This window comes from Streptomyces sp. NBC_00647 (genome assembly GCF_045207245.1).
Taxonomy (GTDB): Bacteria; Actinomycetota; Actinomycetes; order Streptomycetales; family Streptomycetaceae; genus Streptomyces.
Genome location: NZ_CP109040.1, coordinates 2496407 through 2519513, shown reverse-complemented (window position 1 = coordinate 2519513; position 23107 = coordinate 2496407). Strand labels below are relative to the sequence as shown.

Sequence of the window (23107 nt, the reverse complement as noted above, 5' to 3'; positions counted from 1 at the left end):
GGTTGTGCATTCAACCGTCACCAGTCGTCGGGAACACCGAAAGCGTTCGTTCAGCCCGTTCCCCACGTTCGAACGAGAGGCACACGTGTCATCCAGGCTTGAGGCCGACCATCTGTACAAGGTGTTCGGAAGACGATCGGAAGCGGCCGTGGAGCGGCTCCGTCAGGGGGCCGACCGTGAGGAACTGCGCGCCGACGGCACCACCGCCGCCGTGATCGACGCGTCCTTCACGGTGGAGCCCGGGCAGATCTTCGTCGTCATGGGCCTGTCCGGATCCGGCAAGTCCACGTTGCTGCGCATGCTCAACGGACTGCTGGAGCCCACCGCCGGGCACGTGCGCTTCGACGGCCAGGACCTCACCGCGCTCAGCGCGCGTGAGCTGCGCGAGGTCCGCTCCCGGAAGATCAGCATGGTCTTCCAGCACTTCGCGCTGTTCCCGCACCGCAGCGTGCTGGAGAACGCCGCCTACGGCCTGGAGGTCCAGGGCGTACCGGCCGCCGAGCGCAAGATACGCGCGACCACGGCCCTCGAACTGGCCGGACTCGCCGGCTGGGAGAAGTCCTGGCCCGACGAGCTGTCCGGCGGCATGCAGCAGCGCGTGGGGCTCGCCCGGGCCCTCGCCACGGACGCCGATCTGCTGCTCATGGACGAGTCGTTCAGCGCGCTCGACCCGCTGATCCGCCGGGACATGCAGGACCAGCTGATCGAGCTCCAGAAGAAGCTCAAGAAGACCATCGTCTTCATCACGCACGACCTCAACGAGGCGATGCGCCTCGGCGACCGGATCGCCGTCATGCGCGACGGTCGCATCGTCCAGATCGGCACCGCCGAGGACATCCTCGTCCGGCCCGCCGACGACTACGTCGCCTCCTTCACCCAGGACGTCGACCGCTCGCGGGTGCTGACCGCGGGCGCCGTCATGGACACCGGGATACGCGGCGACGAGGCCGACTGCTCGTGCGAGACCGCCACGCCGGACACCTCCTTCGTGGACCTCTGCGCGATCAGCGCCCGTCTCTCCCACCCGGTCGCGGTCGTCGACAAGGAGCACACCCTCGTCGGGGTCGTCCCCCGGCAGCGGCTCGTCGGCTTCCTCGGTGACGAGCAGGGCACGCCCGAGCGGTGTCCCAGCCCGCGGAACGAGGAGGTGAAGGCCGGTGCCTAGGATCCCCTTCGGCGACTGGGTCAACGACGCGGTCGACTGGCTGCTGAACCACATGGCGTGGCTCTTCGACTTCCTCAAGACCGTCTTCTCGGGCACCTACGACGGCATCAACGCCGTCCTCCAGGCGCCCCAGCCGCTGCTCCTCGCCGGCATCTTCGCCGTCATCGCCTTCTGGCTGCGCGGCACCTCCGCCGGTGTCCTCACCTTCGTGGGCTTCGCCTTCATCGACTCCCTCGAACTGTGGGAGGACGCGATGGTGACCCTGTCCCTGGTCCTCGTCGCGACCCTCATCGCGCTTGTCGTCTCCGTGCCGGTCGGCATCTGGGCGGCCCGCTCCGACCGGGTCAGCGGCATCGTCCGGCCGGTCCTCGACTTCATGCAGACGCTGCCCGCGATGATCTACCTCATCCCGGCGATCCTGTTCTTCGGCACCGGTGCCCCCGCCGGCATCGTCGCCACCCTGATCTTCGCGCTGGCCCCCGGTGTCCGCATGACCGAGCTGGGCATCCGCCAGGTCGACAAGGACCTGGTCGAGGCCGCCGACGCGTTCGGCACCACCCCGCGCGACACCCTGCTGCGCATCCAGCTGCCGCTGGCGCTGCCCACCGTCATGGCGGGCGTCAACCAGGTGATCATGCTGGGCCTGTCCATGGCCGCCATCGCGGGCATGGTCGGCACCGGAGGTCTCGGGGGCGACGTCAACGAGGCCATCGGTCAGCTGAACGTCGGCCTCGGTTCCGAGGCGGGCGTCGCCATCGTCATCCTCGCCATCTACCTCGACCGCATGACCGGCGCGCTGGGCACCCAGGTCTCCCCGCTCGGCCGCCGCGCCGCCGCCAAGGCGCGCGCCGCCCAGGGCCTGAAGATCTGGTCGTACCGCCCCCGTCCCGTCGTGGCCATGGTGGGCGTCGTCGTCCTCGCCCTGGTCGCGGGCGGCATGGGCGTCTTCGGCGGTGCCGGATCGACGTCCACCGCGGCCGACGGCGAGAACGTCGGCCAGGGCAAGAAGGTCACCATCGGCTACATCCCCTGGGACGAGGGCGTCGCCTCCACCTTCCTCTGGCAGGAGATCCTGGAGCAGCGCGGCTTCCAGGTGGAGACCAAGCAGTTCGACGCAGGTCCGCTGTACACGTCGCTGGCCCAGGGCGACATCGACTTCGAGACCGACTCCTGGCTGCCGACCACGCACGAGCAGTACTGGAAGAAGTACGGGAAGCGGCTCGACGACCTGGGCTCCTGGTACGGCCCGACGTCCCTGGAACTGTCCGTGCCCGCCTACATGAAGGGCATCGACTCCCTGGAGGACCTCAAGGGGCAGGCCGGGAAGTTCGGCGGCAAGATCACCGGTATCGAGTCCAGCGCCGGAATGATGGGGCTGCTCAAGAGCAAGGTGCTCAAGGAGTACGGGCTCGACAAGGAGTACAAGGTCGTCGACAGCTCGACGCCCGCGATGCTGGCCGAGCTGAAGCGCGCGTACGCCAAGAAGGCGCCGATCGTCGCCACTCTCTGGTCGCCGCACTGGGCCTACAGCGACTACAAGCTGAAGAAGCTCAAGGACCCGAAGGGCGCCTGGGGCAAGGGCGACGGGGTACACACCCTCTCCCGCAAGGGCTTCGCCCGGGACAACCCGGTCGTCGGCAAGTGGCTGAAGAACTTCCGGATGACAGAGAAGCAGCTGACCGGTCTCGAAGCGGAGATCAACAAGGCCGGCAAGGGCAAGCAGCAGGACGCGGTGCGCGCCTGGTTGAAGACGAATCCCGGCGTCGTCGACAAGCTGGCCCCGGTCGAGGGCTCCGCGTCCGCCACCCCGGCCGAGGCGAAGCGCCCGCTGGATGTCGCCTGGTTCCCCTGGGACGAGGACGTCGCCGTCACCTACCTCTGGAAGAACGTGCTGGCCCGGCGCGGCTACACCCTCAACCTCAAGCAGATGGACGTGGGCCCGGTCTACACCGGTCTCGCCTCCGGTGACCTCGACCTCAACTTCGACGCCTGGCTGCCGTACGCCCAGTCCAACTACTGGGAGCAGCACAAGAACGACCTGAAGGACCTGGGTACTTGGTACGAGCCGACCTCACTGGAGATCGCCGTCCCCTCGTACGTGAAGGACGTCAAGTCCCTCGCCGACCTCAAGGGCAAGGGCAAGACCTTCGACGGGAAGATCATCGGTATCGAGCCGGGGACCGGTGAGATGAACCTCCTCAAGAAGAAGGTGCTTCCGGGCTACGGCCTCGACAAGGAGTACAAGGTCGTCGACGGCTCGACGCCCGCGATGCTGGCCGAGCTGAAGCGCGCGTACGCGAAGAAGGAGCCGGTCGCGGTCGTCCTGTGGTCGCCGCACTGGGCGTACAGCGAGTACAAGCTCACCAAGCTCGCCGACGACAGGAAGCTCTTCGGCGAGGGCAACACGATCCGGACGATCTCCAGCGAGAAGTTCCCCGGCCAGTACCCGAAGCTCACCGAGTGGATCAAGAACTTCAGGATGAGCGAGGCCGAACTCGGCAGCCTGGAGAGCGAGATCAAGCAGCGCGGGCAGGGGCACGAGGAGGACGCCGTCGCCGCGTGGCTCAAGGAGTACCCGGACATGGTGCGGCGGATGACTCCGCAGTAGGACGCGCGGACCGTTCACCCCGAGGGGTGGTGAGCGGTCCATGCCGAGGCGCCGTCGGCGGTTCACTCCGAGGGGTGGTCCTCGTCGCGCGGGTTCTTTGACCCGCGGGGCGAGGACCACCCCTCGCGGCGTCGGCGGGGCCTCCGGCTCCGACCCTTGCGTGGTGCGTGGTGCGTGGTGCGTGGTGCGTGGTGCCCGGAGCTGGGTGCCGGAGCCCGGAGTCCGGACGCCCGGAGCCGGGTGCCCGAAGCCGGAGCCCGGAGCCGGAGCCCGGAGCCGGGTGCAGGGGGTCCGGAGCCGGAGCCTTGAGCCCGGAAGCCCGGAAGCCCGGAAGCCCGGAAGCCCGGAGTCCGGATGCCCGGAAGCCCTGAGCCCGGAAGCCCGGAGTCCGGATGCCCGGAGCCGGGTGCCGGGGGTCCGGAGCCGGAGCTCGGACGCCCGGAGCCCGAGGTGAGCGGGTGGACGTGCGCGGGGGGCTGTGGGGCGACGCCGTGCGCGGTGGCCGTGGGGCGACAGCCGCTGCGTCGCCCCCCAAGGCCTCCGCCTCCGTTCGTTCCGGAGGGGCCCGTGCGGCAGGCTCCGGCCGGTGCCGCTCCTCGTGGGTGGGCGGTCCGTACGCACGGCCGATCGCATCCGCGGCCACGTACTGGCGTACGAGAGAGATCCGGACAACCGCGTCGCGGTACGCGGTCACCCCGGTCCGGCGCCCGCCGTACCGACGGCCGCGACCGCGCGTTCCGCACGCCGCCCCTCCTCGCGCGCCGCTCCGGGTCCGCGGCGGCCACCGCCGCGCCGTACGGCACCCCCGCCCGACGCCCCGGCCGTCACCGGACGAGACACCCGCGGGCCGCCAACCTCCGCTCGCGCGCGCCGACTTCGGGACCCCGGCACACCGAGCCCGACCAGCGGCTGGACCACGCCCCGCGGCCCCGGGGGCCGACGGTGACGCGGCAGGCCGCGCGAGCTCCCCGAACTCAAGGGTGAGCGGCCGGTGTTGGTCGCTGCACGGCGCGGGCGCGGGGACTTCGGGAGCCGGCGGACGCATGCCTGCGATCCGGCGCTCGGGCCACTCGCCCGGCGCACGCACGGAAGCGGCCGGAGTCCGGCCCGTGCCTCTGTGATGCCGCCGGCCCCGCGGACGGGCATCCCGCCCTGGTGGTCGGCCCTTTCGTCCCGTGGGAGCCGGCCGCGCCCGCAGGGGCGGGCGGGCTCACTCGGTGGCGCGAACTGTAACCCTCACACTCCCTCGATGTGACAGCGATGTGACGGGTGCATGAAACGGTTTGCCGAACATGCGTAGGGTGCAAACAACTCATCAGAAGGAGCGGGCCGGAAATCCGGACGGTTCGCGGACCGACGACGCGAGGGAGGGAGCCGGAGCCATGGGCGACCACAAAGAACAGCCCCTTCGGGTGGGTGCGGCCGTACGGCGACGGCGTCGGGCACTACGGCTCACCCTCGCCGTGGTGGCCGAGCGCAGCGGCCTGTCGGTGCCCTTTCTCAGCCAGGTGGAGAACGAGCGGGCGCGGCCCAGCAAAAGCTCCCTGGAGAGAGTCGCCGACGCCCTCGGCACCACCGCCGTGGAACTGCTGGCCGCCGCCGACCCGGCGTGCAGTGTCGACGTCGTGCGCGCCGACGCGGGCGCCGAGTTCACGCCCGAGGCCCATATGCGCCCCCTGGTGCGCGGCCACCACCAGATGCACGCCACCGAGTTCACCGGCGACCACGAAGAGGGACGTGAACTCCAGCACCGCAACGACAAGTTGATGTACGTGGCCGACGGTGCCGTCGAGGTCGAGGCGGAGGGGCGCGCCCATCGCCTCGGCCGAGGTGACACGCTCTATCTGACCGGCGGCGTGCGGCACCGCTGGCGTGCCACCGTGCCGGACACCCGGGTGGTCGTGGTCGAGGTCGCCGACCACATCGACGCGGTGGAGGACCGGCACAACGCCGGCAAGCGCTGAGCGGTGCGGGCGGGCGGGACACGGCGGGCGATGACGGCGAGGGAGAGGCGGACGGGCATGCGGGTGGTGTCCCTCGTGCCCTCGCTCACGGAGGCCGTGGCCGTGACGGTCCCCGGCGCCCTGGTCGGCGCGACCGACTGGTGCAGTCACCCCGCGGACCTCGACGTCGTACGGATCGGGGGCACCAAGAACCCCGACGTCGACGCCGTCGTTCGGCTCGCGCCCGACCTCGTCGTCGCCAACGAGGAGGAGAACCGGGAGCCCGATCTGACGGCGCTGCGGGAGGCCGGCATCGAGGTGCTGGTCACCGAGGTGCGGGACGTGCCGGGGGCCCTGCGGGAACTGGACCGGGTGCTCCGCGCGTGCGGTGCGCTCGCCCGTCCGCGCTGGCTGGACGAGGCGGAGGCCGCGTGGGAGGGCACGCCCGCCCCGGCACGCCGTACGACCGCGATCGTGCCGGTCTGGCGGCGGCCCTGGATGGTGCTGGGCCGTGACACCTTCGCCGGAGACGTCCTGGCCCGGCTGGGCGTCGACAACCTCTACGCGCGCCACGAGGATCGCTATCCCCGTATCCCGCTCGCCGAGCTGACCGCGGCGGCCCCCGAACTCGTGGTGCTGCCCGACGAGCCGTACCGCTTCACCGCCGACGACGGACCGGAATCCTTCGCGGGGGTGCCCTGCGCGCTGGTCGACGGCCGCCTGCTGACCTGGTACGGACCGTCACTGGCCGCAGCGCCGGCGCGGCTCGGCGAGGCACTGCGGGCAGCGCGGTCATGACCATCACACCGAGGCGCCGCAAGGCCTGAACTTCCGTTCTGGCTGGGCGGAACCAGCACCCCAGGCTCAGCCATCGAATCCGGCCGGGCCGCCGGACCGTGGTCTCCGAGCGGGAGTTCCGGTCCGGCGGCGGGCTCCGTTCAGTCCTCGGGCCGCTCGGGCGCCAGCAGCTCCCGGAGTTCGTCCATCGCCTCCCGGAGCCGGTCGGCGAACGTCCGCATCTGCGCGGCGACCGCCAACGGTGTGCTCAGGTAGAGGTTGAACCGATCGGGAAGCAGCACGTAGGCGACACCGATGCACTGGCTGCTGGTCGACCCGAAGCCGAAGTACTGGATATTGACGGACGGCGCGGAGCTCGTGCTCAGGTAGTCGTCCCGCATGGTCGACCAGCCCGGCGTCCGGTACAGGGCGGGCTGCTCGGTCACCCCGAGCTCGGCCCCCCGCCGGCGCTGGATCAGCTCCAGCTCCCACAGGTGCTGCTCCGGCACCTGCCCGGCCTGGCACGCCTTCGCGCGTGCCACATGGGCCTCCGTCGCTGCCCGGAACGCGGCGCGCCGGGCGTCCGCGTCCGCTGCCGGGTCCTCCATCGCCGCCACGAAAGCCACCATCTCGGTGGTGACGACGCGCATCGCCTCGGTCCGCCCGTGCCGGTACTGCCGGGTGGCGATCGACTCGTACGTGGCGCCCAGGTGCCCCTTGGCCCGCTGGTGGGCGAGCTGGTAGGCGGCCTGGACGAACGCGTCCGGCGAGACCCCCAGCGCCTTGGCCGCGCGGCTGCCGAAGTCCGTGAACGACACCGTGCTGGTCGCGGTGTTCTCCCCGTACGCCGCGAACGCGTCGGCGGCGGAGCGCGCCTGGTCCCGCAGCGCGTCGTCCAGTTCGAACACGATCGGCTCCAGCGCCGGCAGCCCCTGGGAGCGGGCTCCGGACTGCCGGGACTGCTCCTCTGCCGGGGTGTCGAGCAGGGCGTCGGTGAAGGTGAGGATCGTGGTCCCGTCCAGCTCGCAGTGCTCGACGTTGATGCCCGCCCGTCCGTCGGCGAAGACGACGAAGGACACGGCCTTGTCGAACCAGCGGTTGCCGCGGTCGCCGTACAGCAGCTGGTCGCAGGCGTCCTGGACGTCCGCGGGGGCGAAGTCCTCCAGAGCGACGCAGAACAGCGCTGTCTCGACATCGTCCAGGGCTTCGGCGTTGCGGGGGTGACAGGCGAGCAGGGACTCCCGGGCGGCCGCCCACTCCGCGCGGGCCATGGTGGTGAGGTGGCCCACCGAGGTGTCCGCGCCGGCCCGGTCCGCCTTCATCACGGCGCGCAGCCCCGCCTCGATGTCATCCAGGCTGTGCGGGACACCGTCCGGACCCAGCACGTCCAGCCGGAACATGCCGCCCCGGAAGAACACCACGACGTGCCGGGCCTCGGACGGGCCCGGCCACTCCTCGGTGTTGGGGGCGCGGACGGTGTCCTGCTGCACGCCGGGGATACGCGTGCTGGAGAACAGGAACTTGTTCTGCACCATCGACTGTGGTGCACCACGCTGCACCACCGGTGGAATCAGCCCCTGATCGAGCTGCTGCTTGTAGTTGAGGGCCCCGGCGACGAGCCCCGCCGCCCGTTCCACCTGCGCCTGGCCGGAGTCCTTGAACAGGAAGAAGAAGTTGGCGTTGAGGGCGATCCGGTCCCGGCGGCCCAGGTACCGGTACGGCCAGAAGGTGTCGAGCCAGCTGTGCACGCCCTCCGTGGCGTCGTACTCCTCCAGCGCGGCATGCAGCACCCGGCCGGGTCCACCGGGCCGGAGAAAGGCGGCCACCTCCGCCTCGGTCGCCGACCGCTCGTCGGCGGTCAGCAGCGGAGTGCACCAGGCGAGAAACCTCTCGCAGCTCGCGTCCAGCGTGGGCAGCGGTACGCGCGGGAGGCTGTCCTCCAGGGCGAAGGTCGCGTTGCCTGACACATCCTGACTGGTCTTCAACTCTGTTCTCGATTCGGATCGTCGGTACCTGCGATGTCGTACGGCCGGGAAAGGTAGAGGTGTGCGTACAGCCAGCCTTCCGCCTCCAGGCCCCGTGGATCCACCCCCGCGGCCGACATGCTGTCGAGCACGAGCGCCTGCTCCTGCGGGGAGGCGAACCGCCGCTGTCTGAACACCTCGTCGACGCGGACCGTCCGGTAGCCCAGACTCGCCAACGCGCGCTCGACGGGGTCGAACGGGAACATCCGCAGCACGAAGTGAGCCATCCAGGGCCGGCGGACGCCCTGCGCCCGGACGACTCGCGTGAGCGTCCGCTCGGTGACGTAGCCGACGCAGCCCGTCGAGATCACCAGGTCCGTACCCGAGAGCTGGGCGCGCTGTTCCGGTGTGGGCTCGTGCTCCTCCAGATCGGCGTGCACCACGTCGTCGAGGAACCCGGCCTCGAGAGCGTAGGACAGCGCGCTGCCGGAGGTGTCGAGGCCGACGAAGCTGATCGCTCGCGGGGGTTGGCGTGACCGGGCCAGCTCCCGGTCGCGGGCCAGCAGAGCCTCACGGCTCTCACCCGCACGCTGCTCGTCGGCGTAGCGCGCGTACAGCTCGTCCATGGTCGCGTCGTACTTCAGCAGGGCGGCGTTGATCCCGTACGAGCAGCCGATGTCCAGCACCTTCGGCACCGCGACGTGACGGCACTCCCGGTACTCCGTGATGATCTTGGCGAAGTAGGGCTTGGCCTGCTGCGGAACGCCGTAGTCGAGCGGGCGCAGCGCCGTGAAGTAGGTTCGCGGATCGGGCTGGTCGTAGATGTGGTCGAGTGAGACTTTTCCGGTCGCGTCGAAACGCACAGGGCTTACTCCTCCGTGGATCGCGCAGGGGGGACGCAGGGGGAAGCAGGGGAAGCAGGGGGAAACGGCCTACGGTGACTACGGGTTCTCGTCGCCCGCTAGTCCAGGAGGCGGTCGCCGCGGACCGCCCGGCCCTCGGCCGCCAGATGCTCGGGCAGCACCCGGCCGAAGAGCTGCCGGGTCCGTTCCACGCTTCCGATGACGCCGGGGCGCTCGCTGTAGGCGAAGATCGCGGAGTGGCGCGCGACCTCGCCGCGCACCGGGCTCACTCGGTGCAGCGAGTAGCGCCCTTTGAACAACTGCAGGTCACCCGGTTGGAGGGGGAGGTGCCGGGTCAGCCGCTCGCCTCGGCCGGCCACCACGTCCCGGACGTCGTCGAAATGCTCGTCCTGCGCGGTCCGGATGTTCGGGCAGTACTCGAAGACGCCGCCGGCCTGCGCCTGCTGGGTGAGCATGCTCACGGTGAACTCGTTGGTGTCGAAGTGCCAGGGGTGCTCCATGCCCGGCGCGACGACGTTGAGAACCAGCCCGGAGAGCGGGTCCGCCAGCTCGTGCAGCTCCGGCAGTTCGAAGCAGCGGGCGACGAAGTGCCGGAACACCGTGTCGGAGTACAGCCGGCTGATGAGGGAGTCCGCGGGGATGCGGTCCCGCGCGACGAACGCGTTTCCCCGCTCGAAGGTCTTCCGGCCCGGATGGTCCTCCGGCAGTGCCGAGTCCACGGCGATGTTGTAGACGTTCACCGTCTCGACGTCGTGGTGCGCCCGGGGGGCGATGGCCGAGCACTCCTGCCGCAGCACATCGCGCAGTGACGGGCGGATGAAGTCCGACAGCACGGTGCAGCCGAGAGTCGACAGGTCGCGTCGGGCACGGGAGATCACGGCATGTCCCCGGGCGCTCGCGAGTTCCGACAGCGGGTAGCGGGACGTGTCGACCACCTGATCAAGCGTCAGGGCTTCCAAAGAGCGCATTCGATCCTCTCCACATGCGGGCCGCCCCTCTCGTCGGTTCCCCCGCCGGCCCGCGGTTCCGCCTCTCCTACCCATGCGCGGGACGAGCGACGCAATCCGCGCGCCCGGCCGGGCCTCACGCTCGGCTTTTCAGTAACTCGGCTGGCAGGAAGGGCACTTGAAGTTCCCACAGCGGCGCGGTGTTGTCTGTGACGCGTCGCACTGCCCAACTGTGAGCAGGTTCTGGCCACCGACGTATTCGTTCCACCCGGTCCGGCGTGGTACGGCGCGACGGCATCCGCCCGGAACGCGGACGAGTACGTCGATGGCCCCAACGGGAAACCCCGTCCTTCGGATCCTCGCGATCCGAAGGACGGGGTGTCAGCCAGAGGCAGGGCAAGGCGGCCGCAGGAGGCTACTTTCGCGAAGGCGCCGCGAGCAGCCTGCCGCTGACCAGGCCGTGGGCCGTGCGGACGGCGGCCACCGACCACGCGGCGAGCAGCAGGACGTACAGGGCGACCGCGAGCGCGTCGAAGGCGGCCAGGCCGGTGTGACGGGCCAGGCCCTCCGCGCCGGTCACGCAGGTCCCCACGGGGAAGGTGAACGCCCACCAGGTCATCGCGAAGCCCATGCCCTGACGGCGGGCCCGTACGACCATCGCGACGGCCAGCGCGAGCCACAGCAGCGCGAATCCCAGCACGGGGACGCCGTAGAGCACGGCGAGGAGCGCGAAACCCTGGTCGAACGGGGCGGGCACCACCCCGGGTGCCGCGTCCGCGAACTTGCCGACCGCGGTCGTCGACTGGCCCAGCGGGCCGAGCACCAGGAAGAGGGTCGGGGTGAGCGCGAGCGGCAGCGGGCCCGAGGTGACCAGCCGGGCGAAGATCACCGGCAGCATCACGAAGGTGCCCAGCAGGCTGAGGCCGAACATCGCGACACAGGCGAGCAGCAGCGTTTCCCGGGGCTGCCCGGACGGCAGGTGCGGAACGAGCAGGGGGCCGAGGGCGGCCGACACCATCGGGGCGACGATCGGCAGCAGCCACACCGGGGACGCCTGGCCGGGCTCTATGCGATGCCGTACGACCATGAGGTACGGCACGGTCACGGCCGCGGCGAGTCCGACCACCGTCCCGGCGGTGAACAGGACGGCGTCCACGGCGACCGCCGCCGGTGTCCCGATCCAGTCCCGGCCGACGAGCAGGGTGCCGCCGCCCACGGCGAGCAGGGCCATCGACAGGCAGCCGTAGAAGGGGGCCACGGCCGGGTCGAGGAGGTGGGCGCGGGCCTGGTCGCTGTGGTGCCTCCAGTGCAGGGCGCGGGCGGCGAGCAGCGCCACCAGCAGGGTGAGCGAGAGGGCCCACACGACGGCGCAGGCGGTGCGCAGGCCCGGCAGGTGCCCGGGCAGTCCCGCTCCCGCCGTGGCCACGATCGCGGTGCCCATCACGGAGGCGTACCAGTTCGGGCCGAGATGCCGGACCGCGGCGATGGTGCGGTTCCGCGACGCACGGGGGGTCTTCGTGTCGCGGAGGGTTCCCGCCTCGTGGGCGGTGAAGGGCTGGGCTGCGGTGACCATGGTTCCACGGTCGCGGGCCCGTCGGCTCCCCACCAGGGAGTGCGCGCCTATGACGACATAAGCTGGGTTTATGAGTAGCAGTAGTGCTGAGGATCGGCCCGGCGCCGGGATCGCGCACCGGGTACCCGATCTCGGCGCGCTCGAACTGCTGCTGGCGGTGGCGCGCCTCGGGAGTCTCGGGCGCGCCGCACGTGAGCTGGGGATCACCCAGCCGGCGGCCAGCAGCCGCATCCGTTCCATGGAGCGGCAGCTCGGGGTGGCGCTCGTCGACCGCTCGCCGCGCGGGTCGAGGCTCACCCGTGAGGGAGCGCTCGTCACCGACTGGGCGCGGCGGGTGGTGGACGCCGCCGAGGCGTTCGACGCGGGGGCGCAGGCGCTGCGGGACCGGCGCGACTCGCGGCTGCGGGTGGCCGCGAGCATGACCATCGCCGAGTATCTGCTGCCCGGCTGGCTGATCGCGCTGCGCGCGCAGCGCCCCGACACCGCCGTGTCGCTGCTCGCCGGGAACTCGGCCGCCGTCGCCGAGCGGCTGCTGTCCGGCGAGGCGGACCTCGGCTTCGTCGAGGGGCTCTCGGTGCCATCGGGCCTCGACGCGACGGTGATCGCGCACGACCGCCTGATCGTGGTGACGGCGCCCGGACATCCCTGGGCGCGCCGTCGCGCGCCGCTCGGAGCGGCGGAACTGGCCGCCACGCCGCTCATCCTCCGGGAGGAGGGCTCGGGCACGCGTCAGGTCCTCGACACCGCGCTCGGCGGGCTCGCCCGTCCGCTGATCGAGCTGTCCTCGACGACGGCGGTCAAGGCCTCCGCCGTCAGCGGCGCGGGACCCGCCGTCCTCAGTGAACTCGCCCTCGGCGAGGAGCTCTCCGCCCACCGGCTGGTGAGCATCCCGCTCGCCGACGTCCGGCTCGCCCGCGCCCTGCGGGCCGTCTGGCCCACGGGCCACCGTCCCACCGGGCCGGCCCGCGACCTGCTCTCCCTGACGCGAGGCGTGGCGTAGCCGCACACGCGTTTCCTCGCCCCTCCGCCCCTGCCCGTCCCGAACCTGGGGGCTGCCGCCCCCACGCCCCCGCTCCGGCCTGAACGGCCTTGTCCTCAAACGCCGGACGGGCTGAAATTCAGCCCCTGGGGGTGGGACGGGGCAGGGGTGGAGGGGGCGAATCCAATCGGCGCGGGTCCGGTCAGCTCAGGACGCCGCCGCGACCAGGCCTCTCATCACGCGCAGGTCGTCGTCCATCTCCGGGTGCCACTGGACACCCAACGCCCAGGCAGGAGCGGGGAGTTCGATCGCCTCGACGGTGCCGTCCGCCGCGTGCGCGGAGACCAGGAGACCGTCACCGAGGCGGTCCACCGCCTGATGGTGGTGGGTCGGCACGCCGCACGGCTCCGGTACGAGACCGGCGTACAGCGTCCCCGGTACGGGCGTCACCTCGTGGTGCCCGAAGACTCCGGCGTCCTTCACGTGCCCGTCGAGGTGCTGGACGAGTGTGCCGCCCAGCGCCACGTTCAGGAGCTGCTGGCCCCGGCAGATGCCCAGCAGTGGGGTGCCCGAGTCCAACGCGGCCCGGATCAGGGCGAGTTCCCAGGCGTCGCGCTCGGGAGCGGGCGGGCCCGTACGCGGGGAGCGCTCGGCTCCGTAGCGGGCGGGGTCGACATCGGGGCCGCCCGCGACGACGACCCCGTCGAGCCGGGCGACGGTCGCGGGCGCCAGCGCGGGATCGTCCGGCGGCAGCATCGCGGCGAGACCGCCGGCCCGCTGCACGAGCCGCGGATAGCCGGCCGGCAGCAGTGCCGCAGGCAGCTCCCAGACACCCCAGCGCACCCGGGACTCCAGATACGTACTCACACCGATCAGCGGCCTGCCCACGCTGTTCTCCCTCGGATCCGGTCGCCACGACGCCCACGCGATCTCAATGGAAAGGTCTCATACCTTTGCGGGGCGAGGGAGGGAAACGCAACGGGCTCCTCGCGCCCCGTCCGCTCAGGCCAGGAACCCCCGCAGCAGCGCCGCCGTGCCCGCGCAGTGCTCGCGCATCATCTCCCGCGCCCCGTCCGCGTCCCCGTCGAGGACCGCCTCGACGAGGGCGGTGTGCTGGCGCTGAGAGTGCTCCAGGTTGCGGACGAGGAGCGGGATGCAGTCCAGGAGATCGTTGACCGAGGCGCGGACCGCCGCGTACCGCGCGGTGAGCGAGGGGGAGCCGCACAGTTCCGCGAGGGTGAGGTGGAGCATGGTGTCCAGCCGCCGGTAGTCGGTCAGCGGGGCGTCGTTCGTCCGGGCCAGCGCCTCGCGCAGCCGGCCGGCCTGCTCCGCGTCGAGCCCGTGCGTCGCGCACAGCCCGGCCGCGCCCACCTCCAGGACCTCGCGGAAACGCAGGACGTCCTCGATGTCGACCGCGGCGACCCGGCGGCGCAGCTCGTGCTCGCCGGGTGTGTCCGTCCGGGCCAGCACGAAGGTGCCGCCGTAGCGCCCGCGCCGCGACTCGACCAGACCCTGGTCCTGGAGCACTTTCAGGACCTCGCGCAGCGTCACCCGGCTGATCCCGAGCCGCTCCGCCAGCTCCCGCTCCGCGGGCAGCCGTTCACCGCCCGGCACCAGGCCGAGCCGGACGATCTGGAGGATCTGCTCCAGCGCCTCCTCGAAACCGTTGCCCGCCCGCACCGGCCGCAGCACCGGCGTCAGCCGGTCGTCCGTCCCGCCGTCGGGTTCCGCCTGCGTCATCCGGTCGCGCCCCCTTCCCAAGCAATGGTTCTCCGCAATACCTTATGGCTCTCGGCTGACCCAAGGAGGCTTTTCCGGTGGCAGACCGCACACCCCCGCTCTCCGTCGAAGAACTGCGCCGTCTCGTCGAGGCCGGTGACATCGACACGGTCGTCCTGGCCTTCCCCGACATGCAGGGGCGGCTCCAGGGCAAGCGGTTCGCCGCGGCCTTCTTCCTCGACGAGGTCCTGGAGCACGGCACGGAAGGCTGCAACTACCTCCTCGCCGTCGACACCGACATGAACACCGTCGACGGATACGCCATGTCCTCCTGGGACCGCGGCTACGGCGACTTCGCCATGCACCCCGATCTCGCCACCCTGCGGCGCGTCCCGTGGAACGAGGGCACGGCCCTGCTCATCGCCGACCTCGCCTGGAACGACGGCTCCCCGGTGGTGGCCGCGCCCCGCCAGATCCTGCGCCGCCAGCTCGACCGCCTCGCCGAACTCGGCTACACCGCGCAGGTCGGCACCGAGCTGGAGTTCATCGTCTTCAAGGACACCTACGAACAGGCCTGGGACACCGGCTACCGCGGGCTCACCCCGGCCAACCAGTACAACATCGACTACTCGGTCCTCGGGACCGGCCGCATCGAGCCCCTGCTGCGCCGCATCCGCAACGAGATGCAGGCCGCGGGCCTCACCGTCGAGTCCGCCAAGGGCGAGTGCAACCCCGGCCAGCACGAGATCGCCTTCAAGTACGACGAGGCCCTCGTCACCTGCGACCAGCACGCCGTCTACAAGACCGGCGCCAAGGAGATCGCCTCCCAGGAAGGCGTCTCGCTGACCTTCATGGCGAAGTACAACGAGCGCGAGGGCAACTCCTGCCACATCCACCTCTCGCTCGCCGACGCGGACGGCAAGAACGTGATGGCCGGCTCCGCCAAGGACCCCGGCGGCATGTCCGAGGTCATGCGCCACTTCCTCGCCGGACAACTGGCCGCCCTGCGCGACTTCTCGCTCCTGTACGCGCCCAACATCAACTCGTACAAGCGTTTCCAGCCCGGCTCCTTCGCGCCGACCGCCGTCGCCTGGGGGTACGACAACCGCACCTGCTCGCTCCGCGTCGTCGGCCACGGCCGCTCGATGCGCTTCGAGAACCGGCTGCCCGGCGGCGACGTCAACCCGCACCTGGCCGTCGCCGGACTCGTCGCGGCCGGCCTGTACGGCATCGAGCAGAAGCTGGAGCTGCCCGAGGCGTGCGCCGGCAACGCCTACACCTCCGCGTACGCGCACGTCCCCACGACCCTGCGCGAGGCCGCCGAACTCTGGGAGAACAGCACCGTCGCCCGGGCCGCCTTCGGAGACGAGGTGGTCGCGCACTACCGCAACATGGCGCGGGTCGAGCTGGAAGCCTTCGACGCCGCGGTGACCGACTGGGAGCTGCGCCGCTCCTTCGAACGCATGTGAGGCCCCCCTTGTCGTACCCGTACACCTCGCCCCCGTACGGCCACGAGCTCCAGGTGCTCAACCCCGCCACCGAAGAGGTCGTCGCCACCGTCCCGGCCGCCTCCGCCCAGGACGTCGCCGTCGCCGTCGAGCGGGCGGCGAAGGCCCAGGTCCGCTGGGCCGCCCTCGCTCCGGCCGACCGCGCCCGGCTGCTGCGCCGCTTCGCGGCCGTCGTCGACGGCCACATCGAGGAACTGGCCCGCCTGGAGGTCCGCGAGGCCGGCCACACCCTCGGCAACGCCCGCTGGGAGGCGGGCAACGTCCGTGATCTGCTCGACTACGCGGCCGGGGGAGTGGAGCGCCTGACCGGCCGCCAGATCCCCGTCCCGGGCGGCCTCGACATCACCCTCCTCGAACCGCTCGGTGTCGTCGGGGTCATCGCGCCCTGGAACTTCCCCCTGCCCATCGCCGCCTGGGGCACCGCGCCGGCCCTCGCAGCCGGCAACGCCGTCATCCTCAAACCCGCCGAGACGACCCCGCTGACGGCGCTGCGGCTGGCCGAACTCGCCCTGGAGGCGGGCCTGCCGGAACACCTCTTCCAGGTGCTGCCGGGCACGGGCCCGGTCGCGGGCGACGCGCTCGTCGGGCACCCCGGCGTCGCGAAGATCGTCTTCACCGGCTCGACGGCCGTCGGCAAGCAGGTGCTGGCGAAAGGCTCCGCCCTCCTCAAGCGCGTCACCCTCGAACTCGGCGGCAAGAGCCCCAACATCGTCTTCGCCGACGCCGACATCGAGGCCGCCGCGGCAGCCGCCCCCATGTCGTTCCTCGACAACTCCGGCCAGGACTGCTGCGCCCGGACCCGCATCCTCGTCCAGCGCTCCGTCCACGACCGCTTCCTCGAACTCCTCGCCCCGGCCGTCGAATCCGTCGTCGTCGGCGACCCCGCGGACGAGGGGACCCAGATGGGTCCGCTGATCTCCAGGACCCAACTGGAGCGCGTACGGTCCTACGTCGACGCCGACGCGCCCGGTATCCGGGGCAAGGCGCCCGAGGGCCCCGGCTTCTGGTTCGCGCCCACCGTCCTCACCGGCGTCGCGTCCGACGCGCGCGTGGCCGTCGAGGAGGTCTTCGGACCCGTCGCCGTCGTGCTGCCCTTCGAGGACGAGGCCGACGCCGTCCGGCTCGCCAACGCCACCGACTACGGCCTGTCCGGCTCCATCTGGACCCGCGACGTGGGCCGCGCCCTACGTGTCTCCCAGGCCGTCCGCGCCGGCAACCTGTCCGTCAACTCCCACTCCAGCGTCCGCTATTGGACCCCCTTCGGCGGCTTCAAGCAGTCGGGAATCGGCCGCGAACTCGGCCCGGACGCCCTCACCGCCTTCACCGAGACCAAGAACGTCTTCATCAGCACGGAGGGCCCCGCACAGTGACCGCAGACACCCCAGAGACCATCTGCCGCCGCCTGGTCGGCCGTACCGCCGTCATCACCGGCGCCGCCAGCGGCATCGGCCTCGCCACCGCACGCCGGCTCGCCTCCGAGGGCGCGCACGTCGTCTGCGGCGACGTCGACGAGCGGGGCGGCAAGGCCGTGGCCGAGGAAGTCGGCGGGACCTTCGTCCAGGTCGACGTGACCGACCCCGAGCAGGTCGAGACGCTCTTCAGGACGGCGTACGACACCTACGGCTCCGTCGACATCGCCTTCAACAACGCGGGCATCTCGCCGCCGGACGACGACTCCATCCTGGACACGGGCCTGGAGGCCTGGAAGCGCGTCCAGGAGGTCAATCTCACCTCCGTCTACCTGTGCTGCAAGGCGGCCATCCCCTACATGCGCCGCCAGGGCAGGGGCTCCATCATCAACACGGCGTCCTTCGTGGCCCGGATGGGCGCCGCGACCTCGCAGATCTCGTACACGGCCTCCAAGGGCGGGGTGCTGGCCATGTCCCGCGAGCTGGGCGTCCAGTTCGCCCGCGAGGGCATCCGGGTGAACGCCCTGTGCCCCGGACCCGTCAACACCCCCCTGCTCCAGGAGCTGTTCGCCAAGGACCCCGAGCGGGCCGCGCGACGGCTGGTGCACATCCCGGTCGGCCGGTTCGCCGAGGCGGACGAGATCGCGGCGGCCGTCGCGTTCCTCGCCAGCGACGACTCCTCCTTCGTGAACGCCACCGACTTCCTGGTGGACGGAGGCATCTCGGGCGCGTACGTCACGCCTCTGTAGGCCGTCTGCCGGTACGGTCCACAGGTCATGCGACACCGACGATTCCGACCGTACCGGCACATTTTCGCGTGGACCCTGGCCGCGGCCGCCGCCCTGGCGGCCGCGCCGCCCACCGCTCCCGCCCCGCGCCCGAACTGCCCCCGCCTGTCCGCCGGTTGGTACGGCGACAACCGAGCCCGCCTGCAAGAGGTCATCGACGCCCGCGGTACCTGCGCCGCGGACGGCAACGGGAACGGCGGCCGGCCGGTCGCCGCCTTCGACTGGGACAACACGGTCACCAAGAACGACGTCACCGACGCCACCGTCTCCTGGGCTCTGCGCCACGACAGGATCCTGCGCCCGGCGAGCTGGAAGGCCACCAGCGCGTGGCTCACCGACGCGGCGGACACCGCCCTCACCGCCGCCTGCGGCACCCGCGTGCCGGTGGGCACGCCCCTGCCGACGGCCACCAACACCCGCTGCACGGACGAGATCTTCGAGATCCGCGAGGCCGGCCGGACCATGAGCGGCGCCGCCGCCTTCGCCGGTCACTGGAACCACCGGCGCACGGTCCCGCAGTACGCCTGGGTTCCCCAGCTGTTCGCCGGACACACCGTCACCGAACTGTCGGCGTACGCCCGCCGCGCCCGCGCCGAAGCCCTCGCGGCGCCCGTGGGCGCGACCCGTACGCTCGGCACCCACACCGTCCCGGCGTACGTCCGCTACTACGACCGGCAGCGCGATCTCGTCCGTACGCTCCGACGCGCCGGATTCGACGTGTACATCGTCTCGGCCGGCTCCGAGCCCGTCACCGAGGTCTGGTCCCGCGGCCTCGGCATCGACGCGGCGCACACCATCGCCATCCGCTCCGTCCTCGACCGGCACGGCCGGATCACCACCCGGAACGAGGGCTGCGGCGACGTCCCCGCGAGCCGCGGCGAGGCCATCCCGTACATCGACGGGAAACGCTGCTGGATCAACCAGGAGGTCTACGGAGTGCGCGGCGCCGCCGCCTGGCAGCGGCAGGACGCCCGCCACCGGACCGCGATCGCGGCCGGAGACGCCGACACCGACGTCACCTTCGTCGGCGACGCCACCGGCGCCCATCTCGTCCTCAACCGCAACAAGGGCGAACTCATGTGCCGGGCCTACGACGACGCCGACGGCCGCTGGGTGATCAACCCGATGTTCCTCGAGCCCCTGCCCCGCAGACGCGGGCTCTACCCGTGCTCCACGAGCGCGTACACCGCACCGGACGGCACCCCCGGGCCGGTACGCAGGCCGGACGGCTCGGTCGTGCCCGACCTGGCGGACACCGTGTATTGATCTTCGCGGCACGTCCTAGAGTGCTGGGATGAGCATGACGCCTCCGCCCGGCTGGTACCGCGACCCGTCGTACCCGCTCGTCGAGCGCTGGTGGGACGGGACCACCTGGACCGACCACCGGCGCCAGCCCGAGGTCCCCCAACAGCCCCTGACGCAGCCGGAGTCGCCCGGAGCCGGCGGCTCCGGGCGGGCCAGGGCCGTGGCGCTCGTGACCGCCGCCGCCGTTCTCGTCGCCGCGATCGTCACGGGCGCCGTGCTGCTGCGCGACGACGGCGGCGGCGAAGAGGCCGCGGCACAGACCACACCGGCCGTCGCGTCTCCCACGGACGCCGGCAGCCCGTCGCCCTCGCCCTCGGGCTCCTCGCCCTCGGCCGGCGACCCGTCCGTCGTCGTGGACGAACTCAACGGCATCACCTTCCCGCTGCTCGACGGCTGGGAACGACCGAAGTACGTCGCCGACCACGACACGGTGATGACGACCCCGGGCACCTACGACTGCCCGGGCGACCCCGGTCTGTGCCGGCACGGCCGGGTCGTCTCGCGCACCGCCACGGCCACCGACGAGACGTCTCCGAAGGCCCTCGCCGAGGGGGACATCGAGGACGCCGCCGACAGCGCGTACGAACACGACCTCGTCGACAGCCGTCCCTTCCGGGGCATCACGTCCCACCGGCTGGTGAAGGCCGGCTCGGTCGCCGTCGCCGGGCGCGCCGGCTACTTCGTGCGCTGGAAGGTCAAGACCGGTGTGGGGCCCGGGGGTTACGTCGAGTCGCTGGCCTTCCCGTCCAGTGTGGGCTCGGAGTCCCTGGTCATCGTCCGGTTCGCCTTCGACGCCGGTGCCGACGGGCCCCCGCTCTCCGACATGGACCGGATCACCAAGGGGATCCGGTCGGTCGGCGACGAGGACGGCGACAGCGGTGTGGGCAGCAGCATCGGCCCGTCGAAGTGAACCGTGACGGTGCTGCCGGCCGGCCACCGCCCCGGACACGGGGGTACGCGGAGCGGGCCGCTCTCAGATGATCAGCGGAGGGCGGCCCGCACGGGATCGGCGGAGGGAGCGGCCCTCACCGGGGCAGGGGAGAGGTGCGGCCCTCACCGGAGCAGGGGGAGGTGCGGCCTCCACCGGCCAGAGGAAGATGCGGCCTCCACCGGGTCAGAGGAAGGTGTGGCCCTCACCGCGATACGTCGGGACGGTGGCCGTGACCGAGTCGCCCTCGACCAGGTGGAGGGTGTCGAACCGCTCGCACAGCTCACCGGCCTTGGCGTGCCGGAACCACACCTTGTCGCCGATGAGCAGATCGTCCGCCGGGGCGCCGAGCAGCGGGGTCTGCACCTCGCCGGGACCTTCCTGGGGGTCGTACGCCAGCCCCTCCGGCAGATACGGGACGGGCAGCCGGTCCGGGCCCGGGGCGCCCGACGCCGGGTATCCGCCGCCCAGCACGGTCACCACACCCACGCCCGGCCGACGCACGACCGGCTGGGCGAACAGCGCGGCCGGACGTCCGCTGAACGACGTGTAGTTGTCGAAGAGCCTCGGCACATAGAGCCCCGAACCGGCCGCGATCTCGGTCACCGCGTCCTCGGCCGCCGTGTGCTGGACACTGCCGGTGCCGCCGCCGTTGACGAACTCGAGGTCCGGCTCGATCGCCCGTACCGCCCGGACGACCTCAGCGCGCCGCTGGACGAGCTCCTTGCGGGCCGTGGCCTGCATCAGCCGCACGGCGCGCGAGCGCAGCGGCCGCCCCGCGATCGCGTCGCCGACGCCCGCGATGTGGCCCTCGTACGCCATGATCCCCACCAGCTTGAAGCCCGGCGCGCGCTTGACGGCCCGCGCCATCTCCGCCACCTGGGCGGGGGAGTGAAGCGGCGAACGCAGCGCGCCGACCCGGACCCGGCCGCCGAACAGTTTGAGCGAGGTGTCCAGCTCCAGGCAGACCCGCACGACTTCGGTGCCACCCTGGCGCGCCTCGTCGATGAGACGCAGTTGCGCCGGGTCGTCGACCATGACGGTGACCGCGGCGGCGAGCTTGGGGTCGCCGGTCAGCTCGGCGTAGCCCTTGCGGTCGGCCGACGGATAGGCGAGCAGGACGTCGTCGAAACCCGACCTGGCCAGCCACAGCGACTCGGCCAGCGTGAAGGACATGATCCCCGCGAAGCCGTCCCGGTCCAGGACGCGTTCCAGGAGGGTGCGGCAGCGGACGGACTTGCTGGCGACCCGGATCGGCTTGCCGCCGGCCCTGCGGACGAGGTCGTCGGCGTTCGCGTCGAAAGCCTCCAGGTCCACGATCGCGACGGGGGCGTCGAGGTGAGCGGTGGCCCGGTCGTAGCGGGCCCTGTCGGCGGCACGGGCAGTCATGACCGAAGCCTGCCAGACTCGATTACCGCAGGGTAGGGGGACGTTCCGGGCAGATGCCCCCGGGCTCCGGACTGGTTCCCGCCGGACGCGCGTCAACCCGTAGAGTGACGCGGACGCAGGGAGGAACGACCTTGCCCCGGCGGGCCCTGCCCGGGGTGGCGGTCCACCGGTGCGGGTATGCGTGCCCGTGGCGGGTCCCTTCCGCGCACGAAACGGTTCGCCGAGTTCCGCGGCTGCCGACAGCCCGGTACGAGGAAACGGGGGGTGCATGGGTACGGAAGCGCGGCGCGCCTCGATTCCCCCGCGCCCCGGCACCCCACCGGCCGAGACCCCGCCGACGTTGCAGACCCCGCCCCCTCCGGCGAACCCGCCGCATCCCGCGAGCCCGCCGACCCCGTCGATGCCACCGGCTCCCACGAACCCGCCCGCCGGGACGACTCCGCTCGCCGGGACGGCTCGGTCGATACCGGCCCGGTCGCCCGAGCCGCGGCTGTCGGCGGGGGAGGACTGGTCCGCCGAACCGCCCTTCGAGTCCTCGTTCGAGCCCCTCTCGTCTCCCGGACAGGCGGCTTCGTCCCGGTCCGGGCGCCCCGCGCCCCACCGCGCTCCGCTGGTCCCGCCGCGCCCCGCGAGCCCGCCCCGTGCGGAGGCTCCGTCGGTGCCGCCCCAGCCCGTCGGGCCCCCGTCGGCGCGGGAGTGGCCCGGTTCGGCGAGCGGACGGTCCGCGGGCGGACGCGGGTCGCGATCATCCGACGGCGGTTCCGCACAGGCTTCCGCCGCCGCGCCGACCTCTCCTCCGGGTTCCGCGTCGGGAACCGTGCGGGCCTCGCGGGTGCCGTCGCCGCCGCCTTCCTTCGACTTCTTCGACACCTCGGCGGAAACGGACGAGGCATCCGGCACGGCCGCCACTCCGACGTCCGCTCCGCCCACCCCGCCCGGCACCTCCGCGCCTGCCTCGTTCGGCCCGCCCACGTCGGACCCTTCCGGCGCACCCGCGTCCGCCGCGCCCGGTCGGCTCACGTCTGCCTCACCGGGCAGACCGACGTCCGCCTCGACCGGCACGCCGAGTTCCGGGTCCTCCGGTGTACCGGGCTCCACCTCGTCCGGAGTGCCGGGTTCCGTCTCTTCTGGATTGCCGAGGTCTGCTTCGGCCGGTGCGCCGAGGTCTGCTTCGGCCGGTGCGCCGAGGTCGGCTTCGGCCGGTGCGCCGCCGTCTGGTTCGCCCGGCAGGCCGGGGTCCGC

General features: G+C 72.0%; 17 protein-coding genes. 10 read left to right on the top strand and 7 right to left on the bottom strand.

Annotated elements, in window-relative coordinates; translation table 11 throughout:
• Positions 1–85 precede the first annotated feature (85 nt).
• From OG788_RS11115 to OG788_RS11100, 4 genes are all read left to right on the top strand, one after another.
• Complete coding sequence (locus OG788_RS11115) at positions 86–1165, top strand: glycine betaine/L-proline ABC transporter ATP-binding protein (protein WP_351547014.1); 1080 nt, start codon at positions 86–88, stop codon at positions 1163–1165.
• Entirely contained in the window at positions 1158–3773 is a 2616-nt protein-coding gene (locus tag OG788_RS11110; RefSeq protein ID WP_406370446.1) for an ABC transporter permease/substrate binding protein, read from the top strand. Before OG788_RS11115 ends, OG788_RS11110 begins: the two co-directional genes overlap by 8 nt.
• 1382 nt (positions 3774–5155) lie before the next feature.
• Complete coding sequence (locus OG788_RS11105) at positions 5156–5737, top strand: helix-turn-helix domain-containing protein (protein WP_406370444.1); 582 nt, start codon at positions 5156–5158, stop codon at positions 5735–5737.
• A 57-nt stretch (positions 5738–5794) separates the two neighbouring features.
• The gene (locus OG788_RS11100) at positions 5795–6514 is read left to right on the top strand and encodes a helical backbone metal receptor (protein ID WP_406370443.1); all 720 of its coding nucleotides are present in this window, start codon (positions 5795–5797) and stop codon (positions 6512–6514) included.
• Between the two features lie 140 nt (positions 6515–6654).
• On the opposite strand, the gene OG788_RS11095 is transcribed toward OG788_RS11100, so the two are convergent.
• The 4 genes from OG788_RS11095 to OG788_RS11080 all read right to left on the bottom strand — a co-directional run bounded on the left by OG788_RS11095 (position 6655) and on the right by OG788_RS11080 (position 11840).
• Positions 6655–8460, bottom strand: a complete 1806-nt coding sequence (locus tag OG788_RS11095; protein WP_406370442.1) for a choline/carnitine O-acyltransferase — start codon at positions 8458–8460, stop codon at positions 6655–6657.
• A 14-nt stretch (positions 8461–8474) separates the two neighbouring features.
• Entirely contained in the window at positions 8475–9320 is an 846-nt protein-coding gene (locus tag OG788_RS11090; protein WP_406370440.1) for a class I SAM-dependent methyltransferase, read from the bottom strand.
• Between the two features lie 98 nt (positions 9321–9418).
• The gene (locus tag OG788_RS11085) at positions 9419–10288 is read right to left on the bottom strand and encodes an arpA protein (RefSeq protein WP_406370438.1); all 870 of its coding nucleotides are present in this window, start codon (positions 10286–10288) and stop codon (positions 9419–9421) included.
• Between the two features lie 394 nt (positions 10289–10682).
• Positions 10683–11840, bottom strand: a complete 1158-nt coding sequence (locus tag OG788_RS11080; RefSeq protein WP_406370436.1) for a TDT family transporter — start codon at positions 11838–11840, stop codon at positions 10683–10685.
• 70 nt (positions 11841–11910) lie between these two features.
• On the opposite strand from OG788_RS11080, the gene OG788_RS11075 reads away from it, so the two are divergent.
• Complete coding sequence (locus tag OG788_RS11075; RefSeq protein ID WP_351541715.1) at positions 11911–12840, top strand: LysR family transcriptional regulator; 930 nt, start codon at positions 11911–11913, stop codon at positions 12838–12840.
• 186 nt (positions 12841–13026) lie between these two features.
• On the opposite strand, the gene OG788_RS11070 is transcribed toward OG788_RS11075, so the two are convergent.
• Both OG788_RS11070 and OG788_RS11065 read right to left on the bottom strand, forming a co-directional pair.
• On the bottom strand, positions 13027–13707 hold the full coding sequence (locus OG788_RS11070) for a gamma-glutamyl-gamma-aminobutyrate hydrolase family protein (protein ID WP_351541714.1): 681 nt from the start codon (positions 13705–13707) through the stop codon (positions 13027–13029).
• 114 nt (positions 13708–13821) lie between these two features.
• Positions 13822–14559, bottom strand: a complete 738-nt coding sequence (locus OG788_RS11065) for a FadR/GntR family transcriptional regulator (protein WP_406370434.1) — start codon at positions 14557–14559, stop codon at positions 13822–13824.
• 77 nt (positions 14560–14636) lie between these two features.
• Between OG788_RS11065 and OG788_RS11060 the strand changes: the two genes are divergently transcribed.
• Genes OG788_RS11060 through OG788_RS11040 form a run of 5 tightly spaced genes read left to right on the top strand, consistent with a single transcriptional unit; the run spans position 14637 to position 20458 of the window.
• Positions 14637–16007, top strand: coding sequence for a glutamine synthetase family protein (locus OG788_RS11060; RefSeq protein WP_406370432.1), 1371 nt, complete (start codon positions 14637–14639; stop codon positions 16005–16007).
• Positions 16008–16015: 8 nt separating this feature from the next.
• Complete coding sequence (locus tag OG788_RS11055; RefSeq protein ID WP_406370431.1) at positions 16016–17416, top strand: aldehyde dehydrogenase family protein; 1401 nt, start codon at positions 16016–16018, stop codon at positions 17414–17416.
• Complete coding sequence (locus OG788_RS11050) at positions 17413–18204, top strand: 3-oxoacyl-ACP reductase (RefSeq protein WP_351541710.1); 792 nt, start codon at positions 17413–17415, stop codon at positions 18202–18204. Before OG788_RS11055 ends, OG788_RS11050 begins: the two co-directional genes overlap by 4 nt.
• 27 nt (positions 18205–18231) lie before the next feature.
• Positions 18232–19509: a haloacid dehalogenase-like hydrolase gene (locus tag OG788_RS11045; RefSeq protein WP_406370429.1), complete on the top strand. Its 1278-nt coding sequence runs from the start codon at positions 18232–18234 to the stop codon at positions 19507–19509.
• A gap of 28 nt (positions 19510–19537) precedes the next feature.
• Positions 19538–20458, top strand: a complete 921-nt coding sequence (locus OG788_RS11040; protein ID WP_406370428.1) for a DUF2510 domain-containing protein — start codon at positions 19538–19540, stop codon at positions 20456–20458.
• Positions 20459–20662: 204 nt separating this feature from the next.
• On the opposite strand, the gene OG788_RS11035 is transcribed toward OG788_RS11040, so the two are convergent.
• Positions 20663–21865 carry an amino acid deaminase/aldolase gene (locus OG788_RS11035; RefSeq protein ID WP_356749047.1) on the bottom strand — a complete coding sequence of 401 codons (1203 nt, stop codon included), beginning with the start codon at positions 21863–21865 and terminating at the stop codon, positions 20663–20665.
• Positions 21866–23107 lie beyond the last annotated feature (1242 nt).